Origin of the sequence: Alistipes montrealensis, assembly GCF_018362775.1 — a bacterium.
In the GTDB taxonomy this organism is placed as follows: Bacteria; Bacteroidota; Bacteroidia; order Bacteroidales; family Rikenellaceae; genus Alistipes; species Alistipes montrealensis.
In genome coordinates this window covers 54,634-80,895 of sequence record NZ_JAGYXY010000007.1, presented here as the reverse complement: position 1 = coordinate 80,895, position 26,262 = coordinate 54,634, and the positions used below count along the sequence as shown (strand labels likewise).

The window sequence follows — 26,262 nt, the reverse complement described above, 5'->3', positions numbered from 1 at the left end:
AAACAAATAAATCATACCGATCATGAACGACATTCAACCCATCACACTCCCGGGAATCGATCCCAAACGCCCCCTGGTAATCTGCGGTCCCTGCAGTGCCGAAACCGAGGAACAGGTCCTCAGCACGGCCCGTTCGCTGGCCGCCCAAGGCTTCAACCTCTACCGCGCCGGACTCTGGAAGCCCCGCACCAAACCCGGAGGTTTCGAAGGCGTCGGCGAAACGGGCATCGCCTGGCTCCAGCGCGTGAAGCGCGAAACGGGAATGTACACCGCGACCGAGGTAGCTACCCGCGAACACGTAGCCGCAGCGCTGAAAGGCGGCATCGACCTGTTGTGGATCGGCGCCCGCACGGCAGCCAACCCCTTCGCCATGCAGGAAATTGCCGACGCACTGCGCGGGGCGGACGTTCCCGTGCTGGTGAAAAACCCCGTCAGTCCAGACCTCGAACTGTGGATCGGCGCCATCGAGCGCATCTACAACGCCGGAATCCGCCGCCTCGGGGCCATTCACCGCGGGTTCACGTCGATCGACAAGAGCCTCTACCGCAACCATCCGATGTGGGCCATTCCCATCGAACTGCACCGACGCCTGCCCCACCTGCCGATCTTCAGCGACCCCAGCCACATCGGCGGCAAGCGCGAACTGATCGCCCCGCTGTCGCAGCAGGCCATGGACCTCGGATTCGACGGACTGATCGTCGAGGCGCACTGCTCGCCCGACTGCGCCTGGAGCGACAAGGCCCAGCAGGTAACGCCCGAAGCGCTGGCGTACATCATCCGCAACCTGGTAATCCGCGACGAATCGATCACCACCGAGAGCCTCACCGAACTGCGTTCGCAGATCGACAAGCTCGACGATGAGCTGCTGGAACTGCTTTCGCGCCGCATGCGTGTTTCGCGTGACATCGGGCAGTACAAGAAGGAGCATAACATGCCCGTACTCCAGACACAGCGCTACGAGGAACTGCTGGCCCGCCGTGCCGGACAGGCCGAGCAGATGGGCATGGACCGCGAATTCATGCGCACCGTCCTGCAGGCCATCCACGAAGAGTCGATCCGCCAGCAGATGGAAGTGCTGGGAAAATAGGACTCCCACGGAACGACAAAGGCTCCCGCGAATCGGGAGCCTTTATCGTTTTTAGCGGTTACACCGGTTTTTAGCGGCAAACGGGAAACATTACATTTCGGTTAAATATCGCACGGGGAACATGCAACATCGGCAATGTTACGTAAATTTGTCACGGATTCAAACCCGCATTTATGGCAAAACACAAAATCCTGGTAGTCGACGACGAAGAGTCGCTGTGTGAAATCCTGCAGTTCAACCTCGAAGTCGAAGGTTATGAGGCCGACGTGGCGTACAGCGCCGAACAGGCCCTGCGGATGCACCCCGAACGTTATTCGCTGATCCTGCTGGATGTCATGATGGGCGAAATGAGCGGTTTTCGGATGGCGCAGATACTGAAAGCCGACCCTGAAACGGCCAAGGTCCCCGTGATCTTCTGCACGGCGAAGGACACAGAGGACGACACGGTGGCAGGGCTGAACATCGGCGCCGACGACTACATTACGAAGCCCTTTTCAGTCCGCGAAGTGCTGGCCCGCGTACGCAGCGTACTGCGCCGCACGGCCGTTACACAGGCCGAATCGGAAAACATCCGCTTCGAAGGGTTGGAGATGGACCTCCGGCGCAAGGTCTGCACGCTCGACGGGCAGGAACTCCAGCTCACCAAAAAGGAGTTCGAAATCCTCGCCCTGCTGCTCTCGAACCGGGGTGTGATCTTTTCACGCGAGGAGATGCTGCGCCGCATCTGGAGCGACGAGGTAATTGTCCTCGACCGCACCATCGACGTCAACATCACGCGCCTGCGCCGCAAAGTCGGCCCCTACGGGGAACACATCGTAACGCGTCTGGGCTATGGTTACGGCTTCGAAGAGTAGGCTCTCCTACCACCGGCGGCTGTTCCTGCTGCTCATCGTCTTTTCGTGGACGCTGGTGGGATGTTTCATCCTCTTCCAGTATGGCCGCGAAAAACACTTCAAGGCCGAACAGCTCGACGCGCAACTGCAACTCTTCAACCTGCGGCTGCTCGACGCCGCAGGCGAAGGCACACCGCCCGATGCTTTCATCGCCCGTCACGGCAACCCGTACGAAGACCTGCGCGTGACGCTGATCGACCGCACCGGACGTGTCATCTTCGACAATTCGCTCGACACACTGCCGGACGCCAACCACCTCAGCCGCCCCGAGGTCGCCGAAGCGTTGGCCCACGGCAAAGGTTACACCATCCGCCGCCATTCCGAGAGTACCGACCGCAACTATTTCTATTCGGCGATGCAGGGCGACAGCTGCATCGTCCGTTCGGCCGTGCCCTACTCCGTACCGCTGGGCGAAATCCTGGCCGCCGACCGCGAATTCCTCTGGGTCATGCTGGGCATAACACTGCTGATGAGCGTTGCGGGCTACTTCGCGACACGCCGCCTGGGACAGAACATCACGCGGCTGAACGAATTCGCCCAACGGGCAGAGCGGGGCGAGCCGATCGACAATCTCCAGGCATTCCCCCACGACGAACTGGGCGAAATATCGAGCCACATCATCCGCCTCTACGCCCGCCTGCAGAAGACCACCGCCGACCGCAATCGCGAGCACGCCCTCGCGCTGCATGAACAGCAGGAGAAAATCCGCATCAAGAAACAGCTTACCAACAACATCAACCACGAGCTGAAAACCCCCGTTGCGGCGATCCAGGGCTACCTGGAGACCCTGCTGGCCAACCCCTCGCTCGATGTGCAGAAACGCACGGACTTCCTGGAAAAAAGCGCAGCGCAAACCGAACGGCTGCGCCGCCTGCTGGCCGACATCTCGACCATCACACGCATGGACGAAGCGAGCCAGCTGATCCAGAAGGAGCGCGTCGTACTGAACGACCTGGTGGACGAAATCGCCGCCGACATGCTCCTGAAACCCGCCGACGAACGGCTGCGGGTGAATATCGACTTCCCGGAACAGATCGAGATCGTCGGCAGCCCGTCGCTGCTGGCGTCGATATTCCGCAACCTCGCGGACAATGCCACGGCCTATTCCGGCGGGCGCGACATCTTCATCCGGCTGGTTTCCAATACCCCCGAAGCGTGTACGATATGTTTTTCGGACAATGGTATCGGCATCGGCGAGGAACACCTGCCGCACATCTTCGAACGCTTTTACCGCATCGACAAAGGCCGTTCGCGCAAGCAGGGCGGGACGGGGCTGGGGCTGGCTATCGTCAAAAACGCCGTCGTGATCCACGGAGGCACGATCACGGCCCGAGACCGCGAGCGCGGCGGACTGGAATTCGAATTTACGCTGAAAAAACACAGTTAGCCATCCCCCGTACGGCAACCCGGCTTATCGCCCGTGGCCGGACTTCAACCCTTTTACAGCCGTCTCCGGAAGTTTCACCGCTCCGCAACTGCGCCTTAACAGCTTTGTAACATCCGTTTCTGACCTTTGTACCGGAAAAAACCGATACGAATTATGTCCCCACTTTTCACCGCAATCGTTGTCATCCTGGCTCTGCTGGCCGTGATGGGCATCGTCGTGGGCGTCGCGAACGACGCCGTCAACTTCCTCAACTCGGCCCTGGGCTCGAAAGTCGCACCCCGCCGCGTGATCCTCTGGGTTGCGGCGGCAGGCATCCTGATCGGCACGCTCACGTCGAGCGGCATGATGGAAGTTGCCCGCAGCGGCGTTTTCTACCCCGGGCAATTCTCTTTCCGGGAGATCATGATGCTCTTCCTGGGCATGATGCTGGGCAACGTATTGTTGCTGGATATCTACAACACACTGGGGCTACCCACCTCGACTACCGTGTCGATGGTCTTCGGCCTGCTCGGAGCCGCCGTCGCCGCCGCACTTTTCCGCATCGCCGGCGACCCGGGGACTTCGCTGCAGGACCTCTCGCAATTCATCAATACGGGCAAAGCCATGGTCATCATCGCGGCAATCCTTTTGTCGGTGGCGCTGGCCTTCGCGGCGGGAACGCTTTTCATGTACATTTCGCGCCTGATCTTTTCGTTCCGCTACGCTGCGGTCTTCCGCCGCTGGGGAGCCGTCTGGTGCGGCATTTCGCTGGCCGGAATCCTCTATTTCGCATTGTTCAAGGGACTGAACAACTCGGGGCTGATTCCGACCCATATCTCGGAGTACGTCGGCGGGCACGTCGTGCTGACGCTCCTCGCATTCTGGGCTGCGGCATCGCTCCTCCTCTACCTCTTCCAGCGCATGCGTTTCAACATCATGCGCATCACGATCCTTTCGGGAACCTTCGCGCTGGCGCTGGCCTTCGCGGGCAACGACCTGGTAAACTTCATCGGCGTGCCGCTGGCAGGTTACGACGCCTGGCAGATCGCCCGCGAAGCAGGCAGCGAAACGATGATGATGGGAGCGCTCGAAGGTCCCGCACGCGCAAACTTCCTCCTGCTGGGCATCTCGGGCATCGTCATGGTGCTGACGCTCTTCTTTTCGAAAAAATCGCAGCATGTCACCGAAACCGAACTGTCGCTCGCCTCGCAGCACGAAGGCGACGAACGCTTCGGCTCGACGCTCGTTTCGCGCAGCCTCGTGCGCGCGACACTGGTGATGAACACGATGTGGACCGGGCTGATTCCGGCACGGATGCAGAAAGCCATCAACCGGAGGTTCGAACCGCTGCCCGTCGAAGAGCGTTCGTCGGCCCCCTACGACATGGTGCGCGCCGTGGTGAACCTTACCGCCGCGTCGATCCTCATCGCCATTGCCACTTCGTACAAACTCCCGCTCTCGACGACCTACGTGGTCTTCATGGTGGCCATGGGCTCGTCGCTCGCCGACCGTTCGTGGGGCCGCGAAAGCGCCGTTTACCGCATCACGGGCGTAATGGCCGTGATCTCGGGCTGGTTTATCACGGCGCTCGGCGGATTCCTCATCGCGCTGGCCGTCACGGCCCTGCTGCTGTGGGGCGGCTGGATCGCCGTGGTTGCACTCACGGCAATCTGCGCCTGGCTGCTCATCCGCAGCCACCGCAAAACGCCCGAATTGAAAGCGGCGGACGAGAAAGTCCAGCTGCCGCTCGAAACCGCCGAAACCCCGGACGAAGTCCTGTGCGCCTGCATCGGCGAAGTTTGCAGCACGATGCAGGAAGTCACGCGCATCTACAACCGCACGCTGGTCGCCGTTTTCAAGGAGAACCGCAAGGTGCTGAAGGAGATGGTACGCGATTCGAACAAGCTCTTCGAGGATGCCCGCATCCGCAAATACAACATCATGCCCACGCTGCGGCGCCTGCAGCAGTGCGACATCGACACGGGGCATTTTTACGTACAAGTTACGGATTACCTCTCGGAAGTGACCAAGGCGCTTATCCACATTACGCGTCCGTCGCTGGAGCACATCGACAACAACCACGAGGGCATGTCGAAGGAGCAGATCGTCGACCTGATGCGGGTCAACGACCAGGTGGAAACGATCTTCGACAAGATCAACGACATGCTCGCCTCGAAAGATTTCTCGGACCTCGACCTGGTACTTGAAATGCGCGACAAACTTTTCGACACGATAGTCGGGGCGATCAAGAGCCAGCTAAGGCGTATCAACGGCAACCCTTCGGGCAGCACCCGCGCCAGCGTACTCTACCTCACGATTCTCAACGAGACCAAGACAATGATGCTCCAGTCGCGCAACCTGCTGAAATCGCAGCACTATTTCCTGGAAGCCCAAAATAATGCCGATACCCCATCATGCAGACAATCCACCCAAACCCTCCTTTGAAAAAGAGGGTTTCAAAAAGCACCGCGTAACGAAAACGTAACGGGGCCGTCATTTCGCTGAAACGACGGCCCCGTATCTTTGCAATGTGAAAACCGGAGAACCGGATTCACAAGTTGGTTTTAGGTTACATAAGTAGGTTAGTGGGAGATGCAGTGACGGGATGTCGCGGCATCTTCGTTTTTCAGGAGTATGCCTGAAAAACGAAGATGCCGCAGGCAACATACAGACAATCCCTCTAAATCTCCCTTTTCAAAAGGAGACTTTTATTTCTCCATGTCCTTCAAGTGGATTTCGAGCGCCCGGACCGAAATCTGTATTTCCCAGAGCGAAACACCCAGCGAGGCGATCAGCAGCAACAGCGCAGCGCCGAAGACATAGGCCGAAAGCAGGACCAGCCCCACATAGAGCAGGAACATCGTCACCACACACAGGAACAGGCTCGACACGCCCAGCGCCTGCATCGTACGCGTGAGGTGGAGCCGCCGGCGCAGGTTGTCGATCTGTGCACGCGTCACCTTCGAAGGGTGCTGCAAATGCTGCTCCTTGAGCGTGCGCACCAACTGGGCATAAGAGAGGAACCGGTTCGTATAAGCCAACAGGATCAACGATACGGCCGAGAACAGGAGAGCGGGTGTTGTCAAAGTCAATTCTTCCATCATGCGCGGATTTTATACGGCAAAGGTAGGCAAATATCCCGGTCTTCGCCTCCCGGAATCCGGTTTTCACAGAAAACGCGGGCCGCAGCGGCGCATTAAACCCCTGTTTACTGCCTTTGCAACCAAACAAATACCGACCATGCCTACAACCTATCCCGGCGAACGCCCGACAACCTGCAGAAACTGGCCGAACCGACGGCCCGCAATACTCCGGCTGATCCAGGGATTCGGTTATAAGATCGAAAAGGAATAATCCGAAAAAAGCGGCGGGACCCGAGGGCCGGATGCGCAACTCAAACCCCCGGGCCGTAATCCGCCGCATCAATCGTCAATGGTCGGTTTCGACCAGCCGGAACTTGCGGTTGAATTTCAGTTCCAGGCCATTGCCGAGGGTGACCTCATGGGTGCGGCTGTCGCGTTCGATACCGCGGACATGCTGTCCCGGGTAGTTCGCAGCCACGAATTTCTGGATCGGCTGCGGTATCAGCCCGTCGGGAACCGCACCGCCGGGCCGTTCGATATCGGTCCATTCGCCGCGGGCATCGAAGTCCAGCTTCGTGCCGTCGGCCAGCTTCACTTCGTAACTCGGGGCAACCCCCTTCTCCATCAGGGCCGAAACCACTTCGACATCGCCGAAATACTTTTTCACCAGCGTCCGCGCCGCATCGGGCAGTTCGTGCATCTTAACGGGAACTTCATCGCCCTCGGCAAATACCGCCGTCGCAAAAAGGCCCGCTCCCAGCAGGGCCAACAGAATTTTTTTCATCGTTTATCGTGTTTCTCTACACCACCTGCCTGCAAAAGCAGGGCCACAAACGTCACAATGCCGTCTTGTAACTATTCCATCGCCCCGACAGCCCTGTCAATACCTGATCGTAGGTATTTTTTAAATTTTTATAAAAATTTGTAAGCGCTCCTTGGTTAGTGTGAAAAAAATAACGTATCTTTGCGGGCCGAAATAGGACAATTATAATCGCAAAACGAACAATATCATCATTTATGGAACTGAACAAAACCTTCTTCATCGACGGGCTTTGGAGCAAAGAGATCAACGTGACGAGCTTCGTACAGACCAACATCACCCCTTACCTGGGCGACGCATCGTTCCTCGCAGGACCGACCGAACGTACGAAACACATCTGGAACCTCTGCCTGAAGGCCCTCGAAGAGGAGCGTCAGAATAACGGCGTCCGTTCGCTGGACAACAAGACCGTTTCGACCATTACCTCGCACAAAGCCGGTTACATCGACCGTGAAAACGAACTGATCGTGGGCCTGCAGACCGACGAACTGCTCAAGCGCGCCATCAAGCCCTTCGGCGGCATCAACGTCGTATCGCGCGCCTGCAAGGAGAACGGCGTGGAGGTCGACGAAAAGGTAAAGGATATCTTCACCCACTACCGCAAGACGCATAACGACGGCGTGTTCGACGTTTACACCGAGGAGATCCGCTCGTTCCGCTCGCTGGGCTTCCTGACGGGTCTTCCGGACAACTACGCCCGCGGCCGCATCATCGGCGACTACCGCCGCCTGGCCCTCTACGGAACCGACCGCCTGATCGAGGCCAAGACCGAAGACCTGCGCAACCTCACCGGCCCGATGACCGACGACCGCATCCGCCTGCGCGAAGAGGTCGCCGAGCAGATCAAGGCCCTGAAGGACATCCGCACGATGGGCGAATACTACGGCCTGGACCTCAGCCGCCCGGCGCATTCGGCGCAGGAGGCCGTGCAGTGGGTCTATATGGCTTACCTGGCCGCTGTCAAGGAGCAGGACGGAGCCGCCATGTCGCTGGGTAACGTATCGTCGTTCCTCGACATCTTCATCGAATACGATCTCTCGCACGGGGTGATCGACGAAACCTTCGCCCAGGAGCTGATCGACCAGTTCGTCATCAAACTGCGTATGGTGCGCCACCTCAGGATGCAGTCCTACAACGACATCTTCGCCGGCGACCCGACGTGGGTGACCGAAGCCCTCGGAGGACGTTTCAACGACGGCCGCACGAAGGTTACGAAGACCTCGTTCCGTTTCCTGCAGACGCTCTATAACCTCGGCCCTTCGCCCGAGCCGAACCTCACGGTACTCTGGAGCCCCGAACTGCCCGAGGGATTCAAGGACTTCTGCGCCAAGGTTTCCGCCGACACCAGCTCGATCCAGTATGAGAACGACGACCTGATGCGCGAAGTCCGCCACTCGGACGACTACGGCATCGCCTGCTGCGTATCCTACCAGGACATCGGCCGCCAGATTCAGTTCTTCGGCGCCCGGACCAACCTGGCCAAGGCCCTGCTGCTGGCTATCAACGGCGGCCGCTGCGAGAACACCGGCACGCTGATGGTCAAAGGCATTCCGGCCCTTTCGGAGGGTCCGCTGCGCTTCGAGGAGGTGATGCGCAACTACAAGATGGTGCTCACGGAGATCGCCCGCATCTACAACGAGGCGATGAACATCATCCACTACATGCACGACAAATACTATTACGAGAAGACCCAGATGGCATTCGTCGACACCGATCCCCGCATCAACCTCGCCTATGGCGTGGCCGGCCTTTCGATCGCCCTCGACTCGCTGTCGGCCATCAAATATGCCAAGGTGACCGCCCGCCGCAACGCCGAAGGACTCACCGAAGGATTCGACATCGACGGTGAATTCCCCTGCTACGGCAACAACGACGACCGCGTCGACCACCTGGGCGTCGACCTCGTCTACTACTTCAGCGAGGAACTCAAGAAACTGCCCGTCTACAAAGGCGCCCGCCCGACGCTGTCGCTGCTCACGATCACGTCGAACGTGATGTACGGCAAGAAGACCGGCGCAACGCCCGACGGACGCCTCAAGGGCGTGGCCTTCGCCCCGGGAGCCAACCCGATGCACGGACGCGACAAGAGCGGCGCCATCGCTTCGCTCGCCTCGGTGGCCAAGATGCGCTACCGCGACGCGCAGGACGGCGTTTCGAACACCTTCTCGATCGTGCCCAAATCGCTCGGCCCGACGGCTGAAGACCGTGTCGAGAACCTCGTGACGATGCTCGACGGTTACTTCACCAAAGGCGCCCACCACCTGAACGTCAACGTGCTCAACCGCGAGATGCTGGAGGACGCCATGGTGCACCCCGAGAACTATCCGCAGTTGACGATCCGCGTGTCGGGCTACGCTGTAAACTTCACGAAGCTGAGCCGCGAGCACCAGTTGGAAGTCATCAGCCGCAGTTTCCACGAACGCATGTAACGGTTTAAGGAGCCGCTTTTAGGGGCGGGGCCGGATTCGCATACCGGAATCCTGTTTGCGCCCGAAACCCCTTATTCAAAAACAAGGAACAATCATGATTCGCGTGCATTCTTACGAATCCATGGGAACATTCGACGGGCCGGGACTCCGGCTCGTCGTTTTCCTGCAAGGCTGCAATTTCCGCTGCCTCTACTGCGCCAATCCCGACACGATCGAGGCCGGGGAAGGCAAGTTGACCGACCCCGCCGAAATCCTGCGCATGGCCGTCGACCAGAAGCCCTTCTTCGGAAGGCGCGGCGGCGTGACCTTCTCGGGCGGCGAGCCCACCTTCCAGGCCGCGGAACTCGTGCCGCTGGTCAAGGCGCTGAAAGAGGCCGGCATCCACGTCTGCATCGACACCAACGGCGGCGTGTGGAATCCGGCAGTCGAAGAACTGTTAGGGCTGGCCGACCTGGTACTGCTCGATATCAAGCAGGCCGACCCGGAGCGCCACCGCGCCCTCACCGGACGGGAAAACGCCCAGACGCTCCGTACCGCCGAATGGCTCGAAACCCACGGGAAACCGTTCTGGCTGCGTTACGTACTGGTTCCGGGTTACAGCGACGCCGAAGCGGACATCCGCACGCTGGGCGAACGCCTCGGGGGTTATAAGTCCGTCGAACGGGTCGAACTGCTCCCCTACCACACCCTCGGGGTCCACAAATACGAGGCGATGGGCCTGGAATACAAGCTCCGCGACGTACGGGAAAACACGCCCGAACAGCTCGACCGCGCGGCGGCCCTGCTGCGGGAATACTTCCCGACGGTGGTAGTCAACTGACCCCGCCCCGAAAACACGGAAACGCCCCGGATGTCGACATCCGGGGCGTTTCTCTTCTATATGCTTCGGGTCAGAACAGCACCGTCAGCAGGATCGGGTAGTGGTCGGAAACATACGTCACGCCGTAATTGTCGGTCAGCGTGCGGAACGACATGGCCATCTTCGTATTGCGGTAGAAGATGTGGTCGAGGTTCCGGGTCGCAGACGGTGTTCCCGAACCGAAGTTATTGAAACTGTAAGCATCTCCCGCAGGAGCGATGTCGCGGCCCACTTTCATCCAGTCCCGGTAAGGCTTCAGCGCCTTCTTACCATCGTCGTTGGCCTCCGCGCAGTTCATGTCGCCGACGATGAAGCACATTCCCGAATCGCCCGCAAGCTTCTTCATCCGCTCGACATTGAGATTCGCACTGTTGACACGCGCCTGGATGTACGGTTCGTTGGGATAGGTGGAGTTGGTCCGCACGGGCATGTGCGTCGAGAGAAACCAGAACTCCTTGCCGGTCTCCTTCTCTTTCAGGTGAACCCAGACTGAAGTCCGCCATTGCGTATCGCCCACGTCCCAGCAGCGGGAGGGCTCGTCGGGCGTCGGGCTGAGGAAAAAATAGCCGTTGTCCACCAGCGTGAAGCGGTCCTGACGATAAATCAGGCAGGTGTTGCCGCCCTTTCCGTCGCCCGTTCCCGGAACCTCCATGTAGGCATAGTTCGGAAGGTTGGTCTTCAGGTAGGTCCGCTGCGCCGTGCGCGGTTCCTGAAGGCCGACCACATCGGGCTGAACGGTGTTGATCATCTTCACGACGGCCGCCTTGCGTACGTCCCAGTTCGTATCGCCCTCGTCGCCGGCACTGTTGTAACGGACATTGAACGACATCACTTTCAACGTGTTCGACGCGCCTCCGCCGGGTCCTTCTCCCTCATCCTTATTCGACGAGCACGCCAGGGCGCACATTGTAATTCCACAAAGCAGATACTTCAGTGTTTTCATAGCTTTTTTTATAGTTGTTTAAGTTAGTCCTTGGTAATCACGATGTCGTCGAAGAAGTGACGGCCGGTACACGAGAACGTGATCTTCGTATCCTTGGTCGCACCCGACACCTTGACCGAGCAATCGTACCAGCGGATATATTCGGCATCCATCTTGTCGGCCGTGGCGGCATCGACGGGAGAAACGGCAGCTCCGGTAAGCGACGACGGGAAATAATTCTCCGACCCGACCGTACCGGCCGATGCACTCACACCGATCGTCAGGTTATCGGGCGTATAACCCTTCGCCCCCACCAGCAGCGTAGCTGCCTTAAAGCTGACCGTGATATTGGCAGGCGTATCGCCCAACGCCTCCAACGCGGGAGTGGTGACACTGCTGGTCGCATCCGTTCCGCTGTTACCCAGCCGGATATAACCGGGCAGTTCGAAAACATAGCCGGTCTTCGTCCAATTCTCAGGCATCGTGTAAGCGATCTTATGGCTGACGAAGTACTGCCAGGAGGGAATGAAATAGTCGGGTCCCCAGAAAGCGTCGTCGAATCCTTCGGTCAACAGCACGTTCTCACCGGAAGGCAGGTTCGAAGTATGGTAGGCGCGTTTTTCGTGTGTCGTCAGGAAGAATCCGTTGATGAAGATCACCTGCTTGGCCGGATCGACCGGATTTCCGGACAACGACACGTTGTCGGCCTGGCAAACTTTGACATAGAGATACGAGCCCTCGGCCACGGCCTTGCTTTCCGGAATATTGAATATCGCCAGCTTGTAACCGCCCGCATTCGCACTTCCGGTAAGTTCAAAGGATGTTTCGAGCTGCTCGGGAGCCGAGGTCACATCGGTCTTGAAATTGAGAATCTGCGCTCCTTCGTTCCAGTTGATATTGTCGTTGCTCCACACGACTTTCCAGTTCTTGGGCAAATCCGAACCGGCGGCTCCGAACAGGCTGAATCCGAAACGCAGGTTACCCACCAGGCGGGAGGTCGCCTTCATTTTGAACACCAGCCCGTTATCCTGCCAGTTATCTCCGCCCCATCCTCCGATATAATAGCGGGCGTCATACATGTAATCGGAGAGTTTCGTGCCCGAAGTGTATGCATTCAGCGCACAACTGGCCGCAGTACCGCCGCCGGTCTTGGTGATCGTATTTCCATCGGCATAGGTCAGTACCTTGTCGGCGTAGGTTACGTTTGCATAGGTGTACTTCTGCGGCTCTCCCAGCAGGCGGATGTGTCCGTCGATCGGCGTGATGGCATAGACCGCCTGCCCGAAGCGGGTTCCGGTCATGGCTGCGAGGTCCCCGACGGAGGTCGGCAGCAGGAACGAAGCTCCGGCAAGGCCCTTCACCGCGCCGCGCTTCTGCGGAACGGCCACCGAAGCGAACGACGCCGAAGCATAGGTCTTCATCGTATAGGCGGTATGGTCTTCCAGTTCGAGCGAGACGCTCCCGCCCATGGTCTTCGCCAGGTCGGCATCGACCACCTGCGATTCGGGCAGCGCGACGAGCATCGCCTCACAGGCCCCGGCAGTCAGCTCGGCCACCGAAACCGCTTTGTAAGCGGGGATTTCGGAAGGAGCAGCGGTCTTGGTCACCTTGTCGGCGGCCTTCGGAGTCACCACCAGCAATCCGTCGGCATCGGTTGCAAGCTGGGCGTCTTTCACGACTACCTCGACCTGGTCGCCTGCTGCGAAACCGTGGTTCGCCAGCTTGACGAAGATACCGGCATCGGCATCCTGCACAGCGAAACAGTCGGCCGGAACGTTGTCCACAGCCACCACGCGGGCCTGTATATAATAGTTGTCGCTGATCGTCACCGTTCCGGCGCCCTTCATGCCGCGAACGACCGAAACATCGGTCTTCACGGGATCGTCGGCGCTCGGACGCTGCGGCTCGCCCTCGACCTCGAGCACGATATCGTCGAGGAAGAAGCGCACGTCATCCGTGCTGGAAGCCATGTCGGCGGAAGTGATGGTGATCTCCGTCTCGGGCGTCGCATTGCGAACATATACCGTGAAGGGCTTGAACTCGTTGTTGGCCACACCCTCGAGCGTGCCGCCTTCAACCGTCGCGCCGCTCACGGCGTCGGCCTTCACGACCACACCGGGATCGGTCGGCACGCCATAGGCGTCGACCATCGCCGAAGCGAGGAACGTGAGTTTAAGATCGCTCTTCGAAATGCGCATCGTCTCGAAACGCGACGCCAGTTTGATCGTGTAGGCCCCCTGCGTATAACGGGTGACGAGCGCCTCATCGCCGCGGCCCACCTGCAGGAAGCCGGGACGGGTCCAGCAGGAGACCACGTTCACGATACCGGACTGTTCACGCGGGAGCGCATAGGTTCCGTCGTTCCACGACGACATGAAGTCGAGCGGGATGTCGATATAGGCGGCTTTGGCGTCGATCACATCGTCGAAACCGGTCGAGAAGACCACCGTTTCGTCATTCATGTCCGGCACTGCGGTCGGTTCGGCCTTGGCCTTCGTGACGCAGAACGCACTCTGGTAAGCCACGGTCCTGTTCGATGCCGAGGTGCTCGCCTTGGAGCCGTCGGTGCAGCGGTGGCGAATCCAAAGTTTGCCGCCGGCCGGAATTTTCTTGCCCGCCGGAATAGTGAAGTCGATCGTCTTCCAGGTGGCGTCCGAAGCTCCGCCGGAGCTGGCCCCGTCGAACGCCGTCCAGTTCTCACCGTCGGCGCTCCACTCGAAGGCCCACGCATGTCCGGCACTCTGGGTTCCGTCGCGGCGGCTGCCGTAGGAGTAACGCAGGTCGCCCGACAGTTCGTCCTTCACCGGAATTTCGAGTTGGAGGGCATCGCCTGTCTCCCACTCCCCGAGGACAACGCCCCGCTGGAAATACCAGTTCGTCGTAGGATTGGTGTGGGTCTTGGTGCTGAACTCCATCACGGTCGGAGTGCCCGTCCGGCGCAGGATCATGCCGTCGTCGAAGTAGCAGGCGGCTCCCTCGATAAAGGCATTGTCCAACGCGAGGTTGGCATCGATACTGAACGTCTGGGAAATCGGGAAGTCGTAGCCGTCGCCGCCGCCGATCGTGCCGGCGCCCTGCGACAGCAGGATCGAAGCCGCGGAGGACTCCGATTCGGTGATTACATTAACATAGGTAGTACGCCCGCTGGTCGAACGGTTGCGCGCGACTTTGAGCGTCACGGCGGTATTACCCATGCCGCTGGTCTCGCTGGCCGTGACCCAACGGATCGACTCGCCGGTCGCGGGATCGGTAAAGTTGATGCGCCAATAGGCGTTGCTGGTCACATTGAGGGTTACATCCTCGCCCGCTCCGTCAGCGGTCAGGTTCTCCTGCTGAATGCCCACCCGGCCGACGCTGTCGACTTCCGGGTCGTCGGAACAGGAAGTCCCGGCAGCCAGCAAAGCCGCTGCCGTGCATATCCATAACAAATACTTTTTCATAGCTGTGAGATAAAGGTTCATTTTGGGTTTCAACAATCCGGTCCGAAGTACGGGATCATTCCCGGCCCCGGCTCGGTGGTACATGTTACATTTTCATGATATTCAATGAAAAAATTCAAAAAAAATCCGCTTTTCTTTGGAATATCAAATATTACATCTATTTTTGTACCACACCAAACCACACTAATCCGTTCATCCTATCTGTTGTGTGGTGTGGTGTACTGCGCAAATATACTACTAATTCTAAAAAGATGAAAAAAAGTTACGATGAATTTCAAAGAAAGTGTGATTTTCGGATGATCATGGCTTTCTGTGCGCTTCTGGCAGCGATCGTTTTTTCGCCATCGTACGCTTCGGCCCAGAACTTCACCCTCCAGGGAAGCGTAAAGACCGAGAAAGGGGAGCCGGTTCCCGGCGCCACCGTTATCGTCTCGGGGACCCAACTGGGCGCGACAACCGACGCCCAGGGCAACTTCTCCCTGCGCATGGCTAAAAAGCCCGCCGCAGACGCATCGATCGTTATCTCCTACCTGGGCTATACATCCCAGACAATCCCTATCGGCAACCGAACCACCTTCGAGGTCGTGCTCCAGGAAGAGAGTACCGCAATGGATGAAGTGGTCGTCGTAGGATATGGTACAGTCCGGAAAAAAGACCTTACGGGCGCACTTTCGACGGTCGGCGGCGAAGCGATCCTCAACCGGCAGACCCCGACCATCTCGCAGGCCCTCCAGGGCGCGATGCCGGGCGTAACGGTCACCCGGACCAACTCCGCGCCGGGCGGCTCGGCCACGATCCGCATCCGCGGCATCACGTCGATGACCGAAGGCGCATCCGACCCCTACGTGCTGATCGACGGCGTTGCCGGTTCGATCGACGATGTCAACCCCAACGACATCGAGAACATCACGGTGCTGAAGGACGCGGCGTCGGCGTCGATCTACGGATCGCAGGCAGCGGCGGGCGTCATCCTCATCACCACCAAGCGTGCCGGCAAATCGGGCGCGAGCGTCACCTATAATTATTCGCTCGGCCTCGACTTTCAGTCCCAAAAGCCCAAGTACATGAACGCCAACGACTACATGACGGCGATCAACGAACTGCGCTACAACGACATGCCTTCCGGAGGCTGGTATCAGGAGTACTCCCGCGATTATATCGAGAACTACACGCTGCTCAACCGCGAGAATCCGGACATCTACGCCAATGTAAACTGGATGGACCTGATGCTCAAAGACGTGGGCGTGCGTCATTCGCACAGCCTGACAATCCAGTCGGGCGGCGACAAACGCAGCTCGGTGCTGAGTCTGGGTTTCGACGATGTCGACGGCCTGTTCCGCAAGAACCTCTCGTGGAAGCGTTACACAGCCCGTCTGAACAACGACATGCAGGTGTTCAAGTGGATGAAGGCTTCGGCCGACATCTCGCTGCGTTACACCGACCAGGTCAATCCCCACGCTTCGCCCTCGAGCATCATGCGCTACATTCCGCCCATCTACCAGGCTGTCTGGAGCGACGGACGCTACGCCCCGGGCAAGGACGGCGTCAACAAGTATGCAGCCCTGATGTCGGGCGGCGAGAAGGACACCGACAAGTACCTGGCCAATGCCAAGTTCCAGTTGGACATCACTCCTGTCAAGGGGCTGACCGTCACGGGTATCTTCTCGCCCCAGTTTTCCTACACCAAAATCAAGGATTTCCAGCGCCAGACCTCCTATTTCAGCTATCAGGAAGCGAGCGACACCAGTTCGAAATACATCAGCGACGCCCTGACCACGGAGATCGAAGAGAGCCGCGGCGACACGTTCGCCCACACCACGCAGTTCTACGCCAACTACCAGCACACCTTCGGACAGGACCACAACCTCAGCGCCATGATCGGCTACGAGAACTACTGGTATCAGGAGGGAACGATCCTGGCCGGGAATACGTCGTTCTCCCACTCGCTGATCCCCGACCTGGACGCCGGCAACTCCGACGGCACTACGGCCAAATCGAAGGATGTCAACGAGCTGGCACGCCGCTCTTATTTCGCCCGACTGATGTACAATTACAGGTCTAAATACTACATCCAGGGCAATATCCGCCGCGACGGCTCCTCGCGTTTCGCACCCGACTGCCGCTGGGGTACGTTCCTCTCGGCGTCGGCCGGCTGGGTCTTCACCGAGGAGAAATTCATGGAAGGCGCCCGCAAGGTCCTCGACCACGGTAAACTGCGCCTCTCCTACGGCGAACTGGGCAACGAGCGCATCAAGGGCTACTATCCCTACCAGGCCGTGCTGGCCAACAACAACGTGGTGGGTTACAACGGCTCGACGCTGACGGCCCTGTCGGGTTACGCGCAGGCCGCCGCCGTCGTTACCGACATCACGTGGGAGACCACCTCGACCATCGATATAGGCGTAGACCTCTCGATGCTCCGCAACCGCCTGTCGGTCACGGCCGACTGGTACTACAAGAAGACGCGCGACATGCTCCTGCAAGTCCCCATCGCCCCGATCATGGGACTTTCGGACCCCTATGACAACATCGGCGACATGAACACCAAAGGCTGGGAGATCACCCTCGGCTGGAGGGACCACATCGGCGACTTCAGCTACGGGCTCTCGTTCAACCTTTCGGACGACGTTTCGAAGATGGGCTACATCGGTAACAAGGAGGTTATCTCGGGCGGCAAGATCATCCGCGAAGGGGTCGAATACAATTCGTGGTACGGCTACGTCAACGAAGGACTGTACCAGAGTTCCGAAGAGGTGAGGAATTCGGCAACCTTGGGTGAATACGTCTCTCCGGGCGACATCCGTTACCGGAACTTCGGCGACGGCGACCCGGACAATCCGCTCATCACGACGAACTACGACCGCCGGGTGCTCGCCTCGTCCCTCCCGCACTTCAACTACGGCGGTTCGATCGACCTGGCCTGGCGCGGCATCGACTTCAACCTCACGTTCCAGGGCGTCGGCAAGCGCAACTCCTACCTGACGGACGAGATGGTCCAGCCGCTTCGCTCGCAGTGGTATAACTTTGCGACTTATATCGGGGGGGGGAACTCCTGGAGCCGTAAAAACACCATCGAACAGAACCAGCGCGCCAAATACCCGCGTTATTCGTGGAACAGCGCGAATAACAACTACGCCATCTCCGACTACTGGCTCTTCGACGGCTCGTACTTCCGCGTGAAGAACATCTCGCTGGGCTATACCCTGCCCCAGAAATGGATGAGCAAAATCCACGTCAAGAGCCTGCGCCTCTCCGCGACGCTCACCGACTTCTTCACCCACAGCCACTTTCCCGAAGGCTGGGACCCCGAGGTCGGCACTACCGGCTACCCCATCACCAAATCGGTACTCTTCTCCGCACAGCTTAAATTCTAACGTCGTATCAAAGAACGAAAAGATATGAAAACCATTAAAATCGCATTATTCGCCCTGGCCGGAAGCCTTGTGGTTTCGTGCAGCGACCTGGACCTTTCGCCCAACGACAAGGCAGCCAGCGGCTCCTGGTATCAGACGGCCGAGCAGTTCGAGCTGAACCTCAACGCCCTGCTCCACCACACCTACTGGCCCATGGAGCGCAACGAATGGGGGACCAACGAACAGACCGAACTGGATATGCTGACGGACGACGGACAGAACCGCAGCGCCCCGGGCCGTTTCCTCATCGACGGCGTAAACTCCGACTTCCCGCTCTCGGTCCGCATGTGGGACATCACCTACACGGGTATCAACCGCTGCAACAAAATTCTCACCGAGATCAAGAAACTCGAAGGAGTGATGGACGAGGACCGCTACGAGCGTATCGTGGCCAACGCCCGCTTCTACCGCGCCTGCTTCTACGCCCGCATCATGATCCACTTCGGCGACCCCGTCATGGTTCCCGAGGATATGGACATGGATTCCGAACAGGGCCGCGAAAGCGCCTACCTGCTGGCCCGCACCGATATGTGGACTGTCCTGCCCGACATCCTCAAGGAGTTCGACGACGTTGCTCCCCTGCTGCCCGTATCCTACACGGGCGGTGAGATCGAGCGCGCCACGCGCGGCGCAGCCTACGGCATGAAAGCCCGCTTCGCCCTCTATTTCGCGTCGATCCGCAAATGGGACACACTCGAAAACAACGGGTTCGGCGACGCCGACGCCGCGGAGGCCGAGAAGCTCTTCAAGGAGGCCCGCGACGCCGCCTGGAACTGCATGGAACTGGGCGTTTACACCCTTCATTCGGATTTCGGGCAACTGTTCCGCATGTCGACGAAACATTCGCCCGAGGGCATCTTCAACATTCCCCGCTCGAAGGCCCTGTCGAACGAATCGAAATACCAGTACCTCTACGGCGGAGCCACAAGGGCCAAACTCCCCCGCCTGTCGGGCGCTCCGACCTGTACGACCTGCCTGCCTTCGTGGTATCTCCTCTGCGCATTCCTCGACGACCAGGGCAAGCCCATCGACGAATCGACGGTCTACGATCCCCACAAACCGTTCGAGCACCGCGACCCGCGCTGCACCTACACCATCGTCGAGTTCGGCACGCAGCACGTAGGCGTGATTTTCGATCCGCATTTCGATGTCACCGAGGTATACAACTCCCGCGAAGGAACGATGGTGACCAACAACGATTCACGTTCCTACCTGATTTCCGGGAACTCGAACCAATACGCCTCCTACAACGGCCTCGTGCTGAAGAAACACGTCGACGACGACTGGCTGGCTCCGTTCGAAGCCGAGAACGACAAACTCATCCTGCGCTATGCCGACGTGCTGCTGATGTACGCCGAGGCAAAGATCGAACTGAACGAGATCGACGGCACGGTGCTCGACGCCATGAACCGGGTCCGCGCCCGCGCCTACAAAGCAGCCGTGACGGCCACCTCCGACTACCCGGCCATCACCGAGCGGTCGCAGGACAAGCTCCGTTCGATCCTCCGCATCGAGCGCCGCATGGAGTTCGCCTTTGAAAACCTGCGCCTGTACGACATCTGGCGCTGGCGCATCGCCGAAAAGGTGCTCAACCGCCCCTGGATCGGCCTGCCCAAGAAAGACAAAACCCTCCAGCGTGCCTATATCGACAACGGCATGTGGTTCCACGGAGCCGTGCCCCAGGTCGACGAAGACGGATGCGTCGATTTCATGGCTCCCGTGGCCAAAGGCGCCACCGACTTTTTCAACAGCAATATTTACGCGCAGGTCCTCGCAGAGTGTAAGTTCGTAGCCCCGAAGAGCTACCTGTGGCCCATCCCGACCACCACGATGCAGGTGATGAAGAACATCAAGGAAAACAACCCGGGTTATTAACCCGCAGGTACGGCCCGCCGGGCGCCCTTTTTCGGGCGCCCGGCGCGCGTGCCGCAATACAACGAAGAGACTATGAATAAAATGGTGAAATTTCTGCTCGCATGCACGGGCATCCTGCTGTTCCCGGCCGCCGGGGCAGCCCCGAAAGAGAACACGCTCCGCAACGACAAACTACAGGTCACGGTCGACGACAACGGCCGCCTGACCAGCATCAAAAACCTCCGAACCGGGCAGGACTACGCCGGGGGCGACTACCTCTGGCGCCTCTATTACGACACACAGAAAGCCAAAGAGATCGAGGTGCTGCCCGGCGAACAGACGCCCCGCATCACCCGCAAGGGCGACACGATCACGCTGACCTACGACCACCTGAAGGCCAACGACTTCAGCATCGACAAAGAGGTCGACCTCGACATGCGCCTCACGCTCGGCATCACGCTCGAAGGCGACCAGGTGCGTTTCTCGTCGACGATCGAAAACAACGAACCCCACACGATCGTCCGCGAACTGCACTACCCGCTCGTGGGCAGCATGCCGCTTCCCGGGGACCACAAACTGCTGCTCACCCACACCGGGGGCCAGCTTTACGACGATCCCAAAGCGATGATCTTCCGCCACAGCAACACTGCGCCCTACAAGACCCCGGCGCAGAAGTTCCGCCAGATGGACGCCAAATACCCCATGCGCACCGTTACGGCCGGTTCGGGCGGCTGCATGGCCTCCAACTGCTTCGCCTACGTCGGCGAAAAGGAGGGTCTCTACTTCGGCAGCCACGACACCACGTTCCAGGACACGAACCACGGGCTTCGCCTCTACCCCGACGCCGAAGGCAATTTCACACGGCTGGAATCGGGTTTCTACAAGTTCCCGCAGTGCTTCGCCGGTGAGACGTGGACGTGCGACGCCAACGTGATAGCCCCTTACTCGGGCACGTGGCACGAAACGTCGAAACTTTACCGCCGCTGGGCCGACACGTGGTGGGACCACCGCGACGCGCCGATGTGGGTCAAACACATGCGCAGTTGGCAGCGGATCATCTTCCGCCACCAATACGGCGAACTGCTTTTCAAATACACCGACCTGCCGGGCCGCATCAAGAGCGTCGGCGAGAGCGTCGGGGCCGATGCCGTCTTCACGTTCGGATGGTGGGAAACGGGCATGGACCACGGAAATCCCCACTACAACGCCGATCCCGCCCAGGGCGGCGACGCGGGCTGGAAGAAGGCCATCGCCAACTACAAGAAGGACGGCGGCAAGGTCCTGCTCTACTTCAACGGCAAACTGATCGACCGCGAGAGCGAGTTCTACAAAAGCGGCCCGGGCAAGGAAATCTGCTACCGCGACAATACGGGCGCCGAGCTTTTCGAGCAGTATAAATTCACGGGACAGGGCACGTTCCTGGGCGACTACAACGCCCGCACGTTCGTCGTGGCCGACACGCGCGCGCCGATCTGGCGCAAGATGTTGCTCGACTGGGCCGACCGTGCCCGCGAATACGGCGCCAACAGCGTCTTCTACGACCAGTTAGGATACGGCGAACGCGCCACCAACTGGGACCTGAGCCGGGAATTTCCCGTGCCCAACATGCACGTTATCGCCGACAAGGCCGAAGTGCTGAAGCTGGTCCGCGACCGCAACGTCAGCTTCGACCCCGAGTTCGCACTCGGCACGGAGTGGCTGACCGACGTTACGGCGCAGTACTGCGACTACATCCACATCTACCAGACCACCGCCGGACCGAACAGCTTTATCGACTGGTTCCGCTACACATTCCCCGAGATCATCATCTCCGACCGCGAAGTGCGCGACGACACCGACATCGAACGCCGTGTGAACAACACGCTGCTGAAGGGCCTGCGCAACGACATCGAAATCTACCGCTGCCGCGATTTGATCGACAAGACGCCGCACTACCAGGCTTATCTGGCCAAAGCGAACGCCATCAAGGGCCGCTACGCCGACCTGCTGCTGGCCGGAACCTACCGCGACACGGAGGGATTCGCCCTGTCGAACCCCGGCATCGAGGCCCGCGCCTACGTCAACGGTGACGGCATGGCCATCGTGGCCACGCGGACACAGCAGGGCGAAGCCGCAAAGGGCGCGATCGAGGTTCCGGGCTACCGGTTCGTGGAGTCTTCGACGCTGGGCGACGCCCGGGTGTCGGCCGACGGCCGCGAGGTAACGCTGGGACAGTACGACCTTGCCGTATTGGTTTACGAAAAAACAAAATAACATGCGTGCGCTGCAAACAGGCGCACCGATCGGAAATTCCGGCGCCCGGGCGTCGGAATTTCCCGTCCTGCGCATCACCAACCGCCATGTTTCGGCCCAGATCTGCCTGCCCGACACCGAATGCGGCTACTACCGGGGCACACGCTTCGACTGGAGCGGCATCGTGCGCGACCTGCGCAGCCGGGGACACCGCTACGTCTCCGAATGGCAGTCCCGGCACGATCCCCTGCGGCACGACGGACTCACGGGCCCGGCCGACGAGTTCACCCAGATCGGCTACGAGCAGGCGCGCCCCGGAGAGGAGTTCCTCAAAATCGGGGTCGGCACGCTCCGCAAGCCCTACGACCAGCCCTACGACCGGTTCCGGCTCTACGAAATCGTCGATCCCGGCATCCGCGACCTGATCGCGGGCCGCGACCGCGTCGAGTTCCGCCACCGGATGCTTAACGACGACTATGGCTACGACTACCGCAAAACCCTGGTACTGACCGACGCCCCGGGCCTGCGGCTCGAATACACGCTCAAGAACCTCGGTCCCGCACCGCTCACGGGTTACGTCTACAACCATAATTTCTTCACGCTCGACCGCATGGCCACGGGTCCCGACACGTCGATCCACTTCCCGTTCGAGCCCGAAGGCACGTGGCGCGAGGCGTACGACAGCGTGGCGCTGACGCCCGACGGAGTCGTTTTCAGGCGCAACCTGCGCACGGGCGAGTCGGTCTTCATGGGTGACCTCCACAGCCAAGACCCCGCGACCCGGGAGTATGGATTCAGCCTCCGCAACCTCGCGACGGGAGCAGGCATCCAGGCCTCGGGCAGCGGGCAACTGTCGCACATGGTCCTCTGGGTCTGCCCGACAGTTGCGTGCCTCGAACCCTACACCCCGTTCCGGGTCTTTCCCGGCGAGACGGGCGTGTGGCACATCGACTACGAACTGCTGGCATAAGAAAACCCCGGTCTTCGGACCGGGGTTTTCTTATCGTTTCGCCACTGTACAGGCGTCCACCAGGTAGACGATCGAGACATAAGGCACGCCGGCATGGGCCGTGAGCCCGATTTCACACGTGCGGCTGTTCGAATACCCGACACGGACGCCTGCGCGTTCGACGACGGGCCGCAGTTTGCGCAGGGCATAGGCGTTCACCTCGGGGTGCGTGAATCCGCGGTCGCCGGCAAATCCGCAACACCCCACCTCCTCGGGAACAACCACCTCGCGGGCGCACAACTGCGCCAACGAGACGATCATCCCGGCCAGCCCCATGCGCCGCATCGAGCAGGTAACGTGTACGGCAACAGGCCCGGGCTGGGGCCGGAACTCCAGCCGCTCCCGCAGAAAAGTCCAGATAAACTCCGCCGGCTCGTACAATTTCATGCGCCCGATCTTCTCGCGCATGCGGTGCAGACAGGGGCTCTGGTCGCACAATACGGGCCAGCGGCCTCCTTCGCTCGCACGCCACAGCGCCTCCTCCAACTCCGCCGTTTTGCGGTCGGCAATGTCGGCCATACCTTTGCTCTCCCAGATCGTTCCGCAGCAAAGACGCTCCATATTTTCCGGAAAAATCACCTCATAGCCCGCTTTCCGGAGCAGGGCGGCCATTTTTTCAGCCAGCGGCTCCGCAACCGGCGTCTCGCGGGGCAGGCCCATCGTCTGGTTAATGCAACTCGGGAAATAGACGACCTTATCGGACTCCTGCACCGGAGCGGTTTTCAACACACCGGTAATGCGGTACGCCCGCGGCATCGAGGCGAGCCATCGGGGTATCCCCAGCGCATGCAACCCCTTCGCCACGGCCGTCATCGCCGGCGTTCCGAGCACCCGGTGCGTCGCATCGGCCATCGTCAGCACAGGGCGCAGGGTGTCTTTCAATCCCGCGAAATGGCGGGCTGCAAATTCCCCTGCGGCATGGCCGGCACTGCCGGGCGGCATCCGGAGCGCGCGCAGCGCATGTGTCAGTTCCCCTGTATTGATCCCCACCGGACAACTCGTCGAGCAAAGCCCGTCCCCGGCACAGGTCTGCTCGCCGGGGTAACGGTAGCCGCGTTCGAGTTCCTTCAGCCGGCGCGGGTCCTCGCCGGAGGCTTTCAGCCGGGCGATCTCCCGGCGCACGACAATGCGCTGGCGCGACGAGAGCGTCAGCCCGCACGTCAGGCAGTTTACTTCGCAGAAACCGCACTCGATACAGCGGTCGACCAGCGGATCGGTCAGCGGCAGGGGTTTGAAGTGGGAGAGGTGGCAGCGGGGATCGTCGTTGAAAATCACCCCGAGGTTCAGCACTCCCGCCGGGTCGAACAACTCCTTGACAGCCCGCATCACCGCAAACGCATCGTCACCCCACTCCCGGCGCACGAAAGGCGCCATGTTGCGGCCCGTGCCGTGCTCGGCCTTGAGCGAGCCGTCGTATTTGCCGACGACCAGTTCCACCACATCGTCCATCAGCGCTTCGTAGCGCGCCGCCTCGGCCGGATCCGAAAACGACTGGTTGATAATGAAATGGTAGTTGCCTTCGAGCGCATGCCCGTAGATACAGGCGTCGTCGTAACCGTGGCGGGCGATCAGCGCCTGCAGTTCGGCGGTGGCCCGGGGCAGGTCTTCGATGTGGAACGCCACATCCTCGATCAGGCAGGTAGTCCCGGGGCGGCGGCCGCCGCCCACCGCGGGAAAAATACCCGACCGAACGGCCCAGTACTTCGCCTGCTCGGCGGGATCGCCGGTAAACCGCGCGGGAACATAAAGTGCAAACCGCCCCAGCAACGCTTCGATCCGGGCCACGTTGGCGGCCAGCTCATCCGCCGTGTGCGCCTTGGTCTCGGTCAGCACGGCCGTAAGACCCTCCCCCGTCGTGTCGCCGACCGAAGCCAGCGATTTGCGGTCGAGCATCTCGGCGCTATGCACGATCCGCTCCCCGGCGGCGTCCTGCAATTTGTGCATCTCCACGACGGCGCGGCTCGCCTCGCCGATGTCGCTGAAATAGACCATTGCGCTGGCCTTGTATTCGTATTCACGCTCGGTGCGCATCGTGACCCCGGCCAGAAACGCCAGCGTTCCCTCGGAGCCGACCAGAAGATGGGCGATGATGTCGAACGGATCGTCGAAACGCACCAGCGGCAGCAGGTTGAGCCCCATGACGTTCTTGATCGAATATTTATGCAGAATGCGCTCCGTCAGGGACTTGTTGCCGCGGACCCGGCCGCGCAGCGCTTCGACGGCGCGGAGGAATCCGCCGTGGCTCTGCGAAAAGGCCCGGCGGCTCGCAGCGTCGCCCGTGTCGAGCAGCGTGCCGTCGGCCAGCACCAGACGCGCCGAGAGCAGCACCCTGTCGCTGTTGGCATGGGTTCCGCAGTTCATACCCGAGGCGTTGTTCATCACGATACCGCCCACCATCGCGCTTTTGATCGAAGCGGGGTCGGGCGAAAAGCGATACCCGTAGGGTTTGAGCACCTCGTTGACCCGTGCACCCACGACGCCGGGCTGGAGCCGCACGGCACGGCCGCCGTCGAGGACCTCGCAACCCTCCCAGTGTTTACCCGCCACAACGAGCACCGAATCGCTGACGGCCTGCCCCGAAAGGCTCGTTCCCGCGGCGCGGAACGTCAGCGGCACGCCCGACTCACCCGCCGCCTGCATAAGGCGGACGACCTCCCGCTCGTCGGCAACGCGCACGACGATCTGCGGGACAAGACGGTAAAACCCGGCGTCGGTTCCCCACGCCAGGCGGCGCAGGTAGTCCGTATAAACCCGCTCACGGGGTATGAAAGCGCGCACGGCGCGCAGGAATCTGCGATGTTTGTTGGTCATATGTTTTTGCATTCAAAAACAGGAGAGGCGTGGCCTCTCCTGAC

At 60.2% G+C, this 26,262-nt stretch carries 15 protein-coding genes; 10 read left to right on the top strand and 5 right to left on the bottom strand.

Annotated features, from left to right (window positions below; genetic code table 11):
* Positions 1 to 22: 22 nt before the first annotated feature.
* From KG007_RS12775 to KG007_RS12760, 4 genes are all read left to right on the top strand, one after another.
* Positions 23 to 1,087, top strand: a complete 1,065-nt coding sequence (locus tag KG007_RS12775; protein ID WP_195461613.1) for a bifunctional 3-deoxy-7-phosphoheptulonate synthase/chorismate mutase type II — start codon at positions 23 to 25, stop codon at positions 1,085 to 1,087.
* 173 nt (positions 1,088 to 1,260) lie between these two features.
* The gene (locus KG007_RS12770; protein ID WP_213349340.1) at positions 1,261 to 1,941 is read left to right on the top strand and encodes a response regulator transcription factor; all 681 of its coding nucleotides are present in this window, start codon (positions 1,261 to 1,263) and stop codon (positions 1,939 to 1,941) included.
* Complete coding sequence (locus KG007_RS12765) at positions 1,919 to 3,367, top strand: sensor histidine kinase (RefSeq protein WP_213349338.1); 1,449 nt, start codon at positions 1,919 to 1,921, stop codon at positions 3,365 to 3,367. Before KG007_RS12770 ends, KG007_RS12765 begins: the two co-directional genes overlap by 23 nt.
* 153 nt (positions 3,368 to 3,520) lie before the next feature.
* Positions 3,521 to 5,791 carry an inorganic phosphate transporter gene (locus KG007_RS12760; protein ID WP_213349335.1) on the top strand — a complete coding sequence of 757 codons (2,271 nt, stop codon included), beginning with the start codon at positions 3,521 to 3,523 and terminating at the stop codon, positions 5,789 to 5,791.
* Positions 5,792 to 6,054: 263 nt separating this feature from the next.
* On the opposite strand, the gene KG007_RS12755 is transcribed toward KG007_RS12760, so the two are convergent.
* Positions 6,055 to 6,447 (bottom strand): DUF2721 domain-containing protein, encoded by a 393-nt coding sequence (locus KG007_RS12755; protein ID WP_195461651.1) that lies wholly within the window; start codon positions 6,445 to 6,447, stop codon positions 6,055 to 6,057.
* Positions 6,448 to 6,775: 328 nt separating this feature from the next.
* Complete coding sequence (locus tag KG007_RS12750; RefSeq protein WP_195461625.1) at positions 6,776 to 7,213, bottom strand: PepSY-like domain-containing protein; 438 nt, start codon at positions 7,211 to 7,213, stop codon at positions 6,776 to 6,778.
* 233 nt (positions 7,214 to 7,446) lie between these two features.
* Between KG007_RS12750 and pflB the strand changes: the two genes are divergently transcribed.
* On the top strand, positions 7,447 to 9,678 hold the full coding sequence (pflB, locus tag KG007_RS12745; RefSeq protein WP_213349333.1) for a formate C-acetyltransferase: 2,232 nt from the start codon (positions 7,447 to 7,449) through the stop codon (positions 9,676 to 9,678).
* 94 nt (positions 9,679 to 9,772) lie between these two features.
* The gene (gene pflA, locus KG007_RS12740) at positions 9,773 to 10,498 is read left to right on the top strand and encodes a pyruvate formate-lyase-activating protein (protein ID WP_213349330.1); all 726 of its coding nucleotides are present in this window, start codon (positions 9,773 to 9,775) and stop codon (positions 10,496 to 10,498) included.
* Positions 10,499 to 10,568: 70 nt separating this feature from the next.
* Here pflA and KG007_RS12735 read toward each other — a convergent pair whose 3' ends face one another.
* Together KG007_RS12735 and KG007_RS12730 are read right to left on the bottom strand one after the other, a co-directional pair.
* Positions 10,569 to 11,480 carry an endonuclease/exonuclease/phosphatase family protein gene (locus tag KG007_RS12735; RefSeq protein WP_249413356.1) on the bottom strand — a complete coding sequence of 304 codons (912 nt, stop codon included), beginning with the start codon at positions 11,478 to 11,480 and terminating at the stop codon, positions 10,569 to 10,571.
* 23 nt (positions 11,481 to 11,503) lie between these two features.
* On the bottom strand, positions 11,504 to 14,899 hold the full coding sequence (locus tag KG007_RS12730; RefSeq protein WP_213349327.1) for a DUF5689 domain-containing protein: 3,396 nt from the start codon (positions 14,897 to 14,899) through the stop codon (positions 11,504 to 11,506).
* Between the two features lie 251 nt (positions 14,900 to 15,150).
* Between KG007_RS12730 and KG007_RS12725 the strand changes: the two genes are divergently transcribed.
* From KG007_RS12725 to KG007_RS12710, 4 genes are all read left to right on the top strand, one after another.
* Positions 15,151 to 18,273, top strand: a complete 3,123-nt coding sequence (locus tag KG007_RS12725; RefSeq protein ID WP_229095513.1) for a SusC/RagA family TonB-linked outer membrane protein — start codon at positions 15,151 to 15,153, stop codon at positions 18,271 to 18,273.
* Positions 18,274 to 18,297: 24 nt separating this feature from the next.
* Positions 18,298 to 20,187: a RagB/SusD family nutrient uptake outer membrane protein gene (locus KG007_RS12720; RefSeq protein ID WP_213349324.1), complete on the top strand. Its 1,890-nt coding sequence runs from the start codon at positions 18,298 to 18,300 to the stop codon at positions 20,185 to 20,187.
* A 72-nt stretch (positions 20,188 to 20,259) separates the two neighbouring features.
* A complete protein-coding gene (locus KG007_RS12715; RefSeq protein WP_213349322.1) occupies positions 20,260 to 22,419 on the top strand; it encodes a DUF6259 domain-containing protein in 2,160 nt (719 codons plus the stop codon).
* A 1-nt stretch (position 22,420) separates the two neighbouring features.
* Positions 22,421 to 23,368, top strand: coding sequence for a hypothetical protein (locus KG007_RS12710; RefSeq protein WP_213349320.1), 948 nt, complete (start codon positions 22,421 to 22,423; stop codon positions 23,366 to 23,368).
* A 30-nt stretch (positions 23,369 to 23,398) separates the two neighbouring features.
* On the opposite strand, the gene KG007_RS12705 is transcribed toward KG007_RS12710, so the two are convergent.
* Positions 23,399 to 26,230: an FAD-binding and (Fe-S)-binding domain-containing protein gene (locus KG007_RS12705; protein WP_213349317.1), complete on the bottom strand. Its 2,832-nt coding sequence runs from the start codon at positions 26,228 to 26,230 to the stop codon at positions 23,399 to 23,401.
* Positions 26,231 to 26,262: the final 32 nt, after the last annotated feature.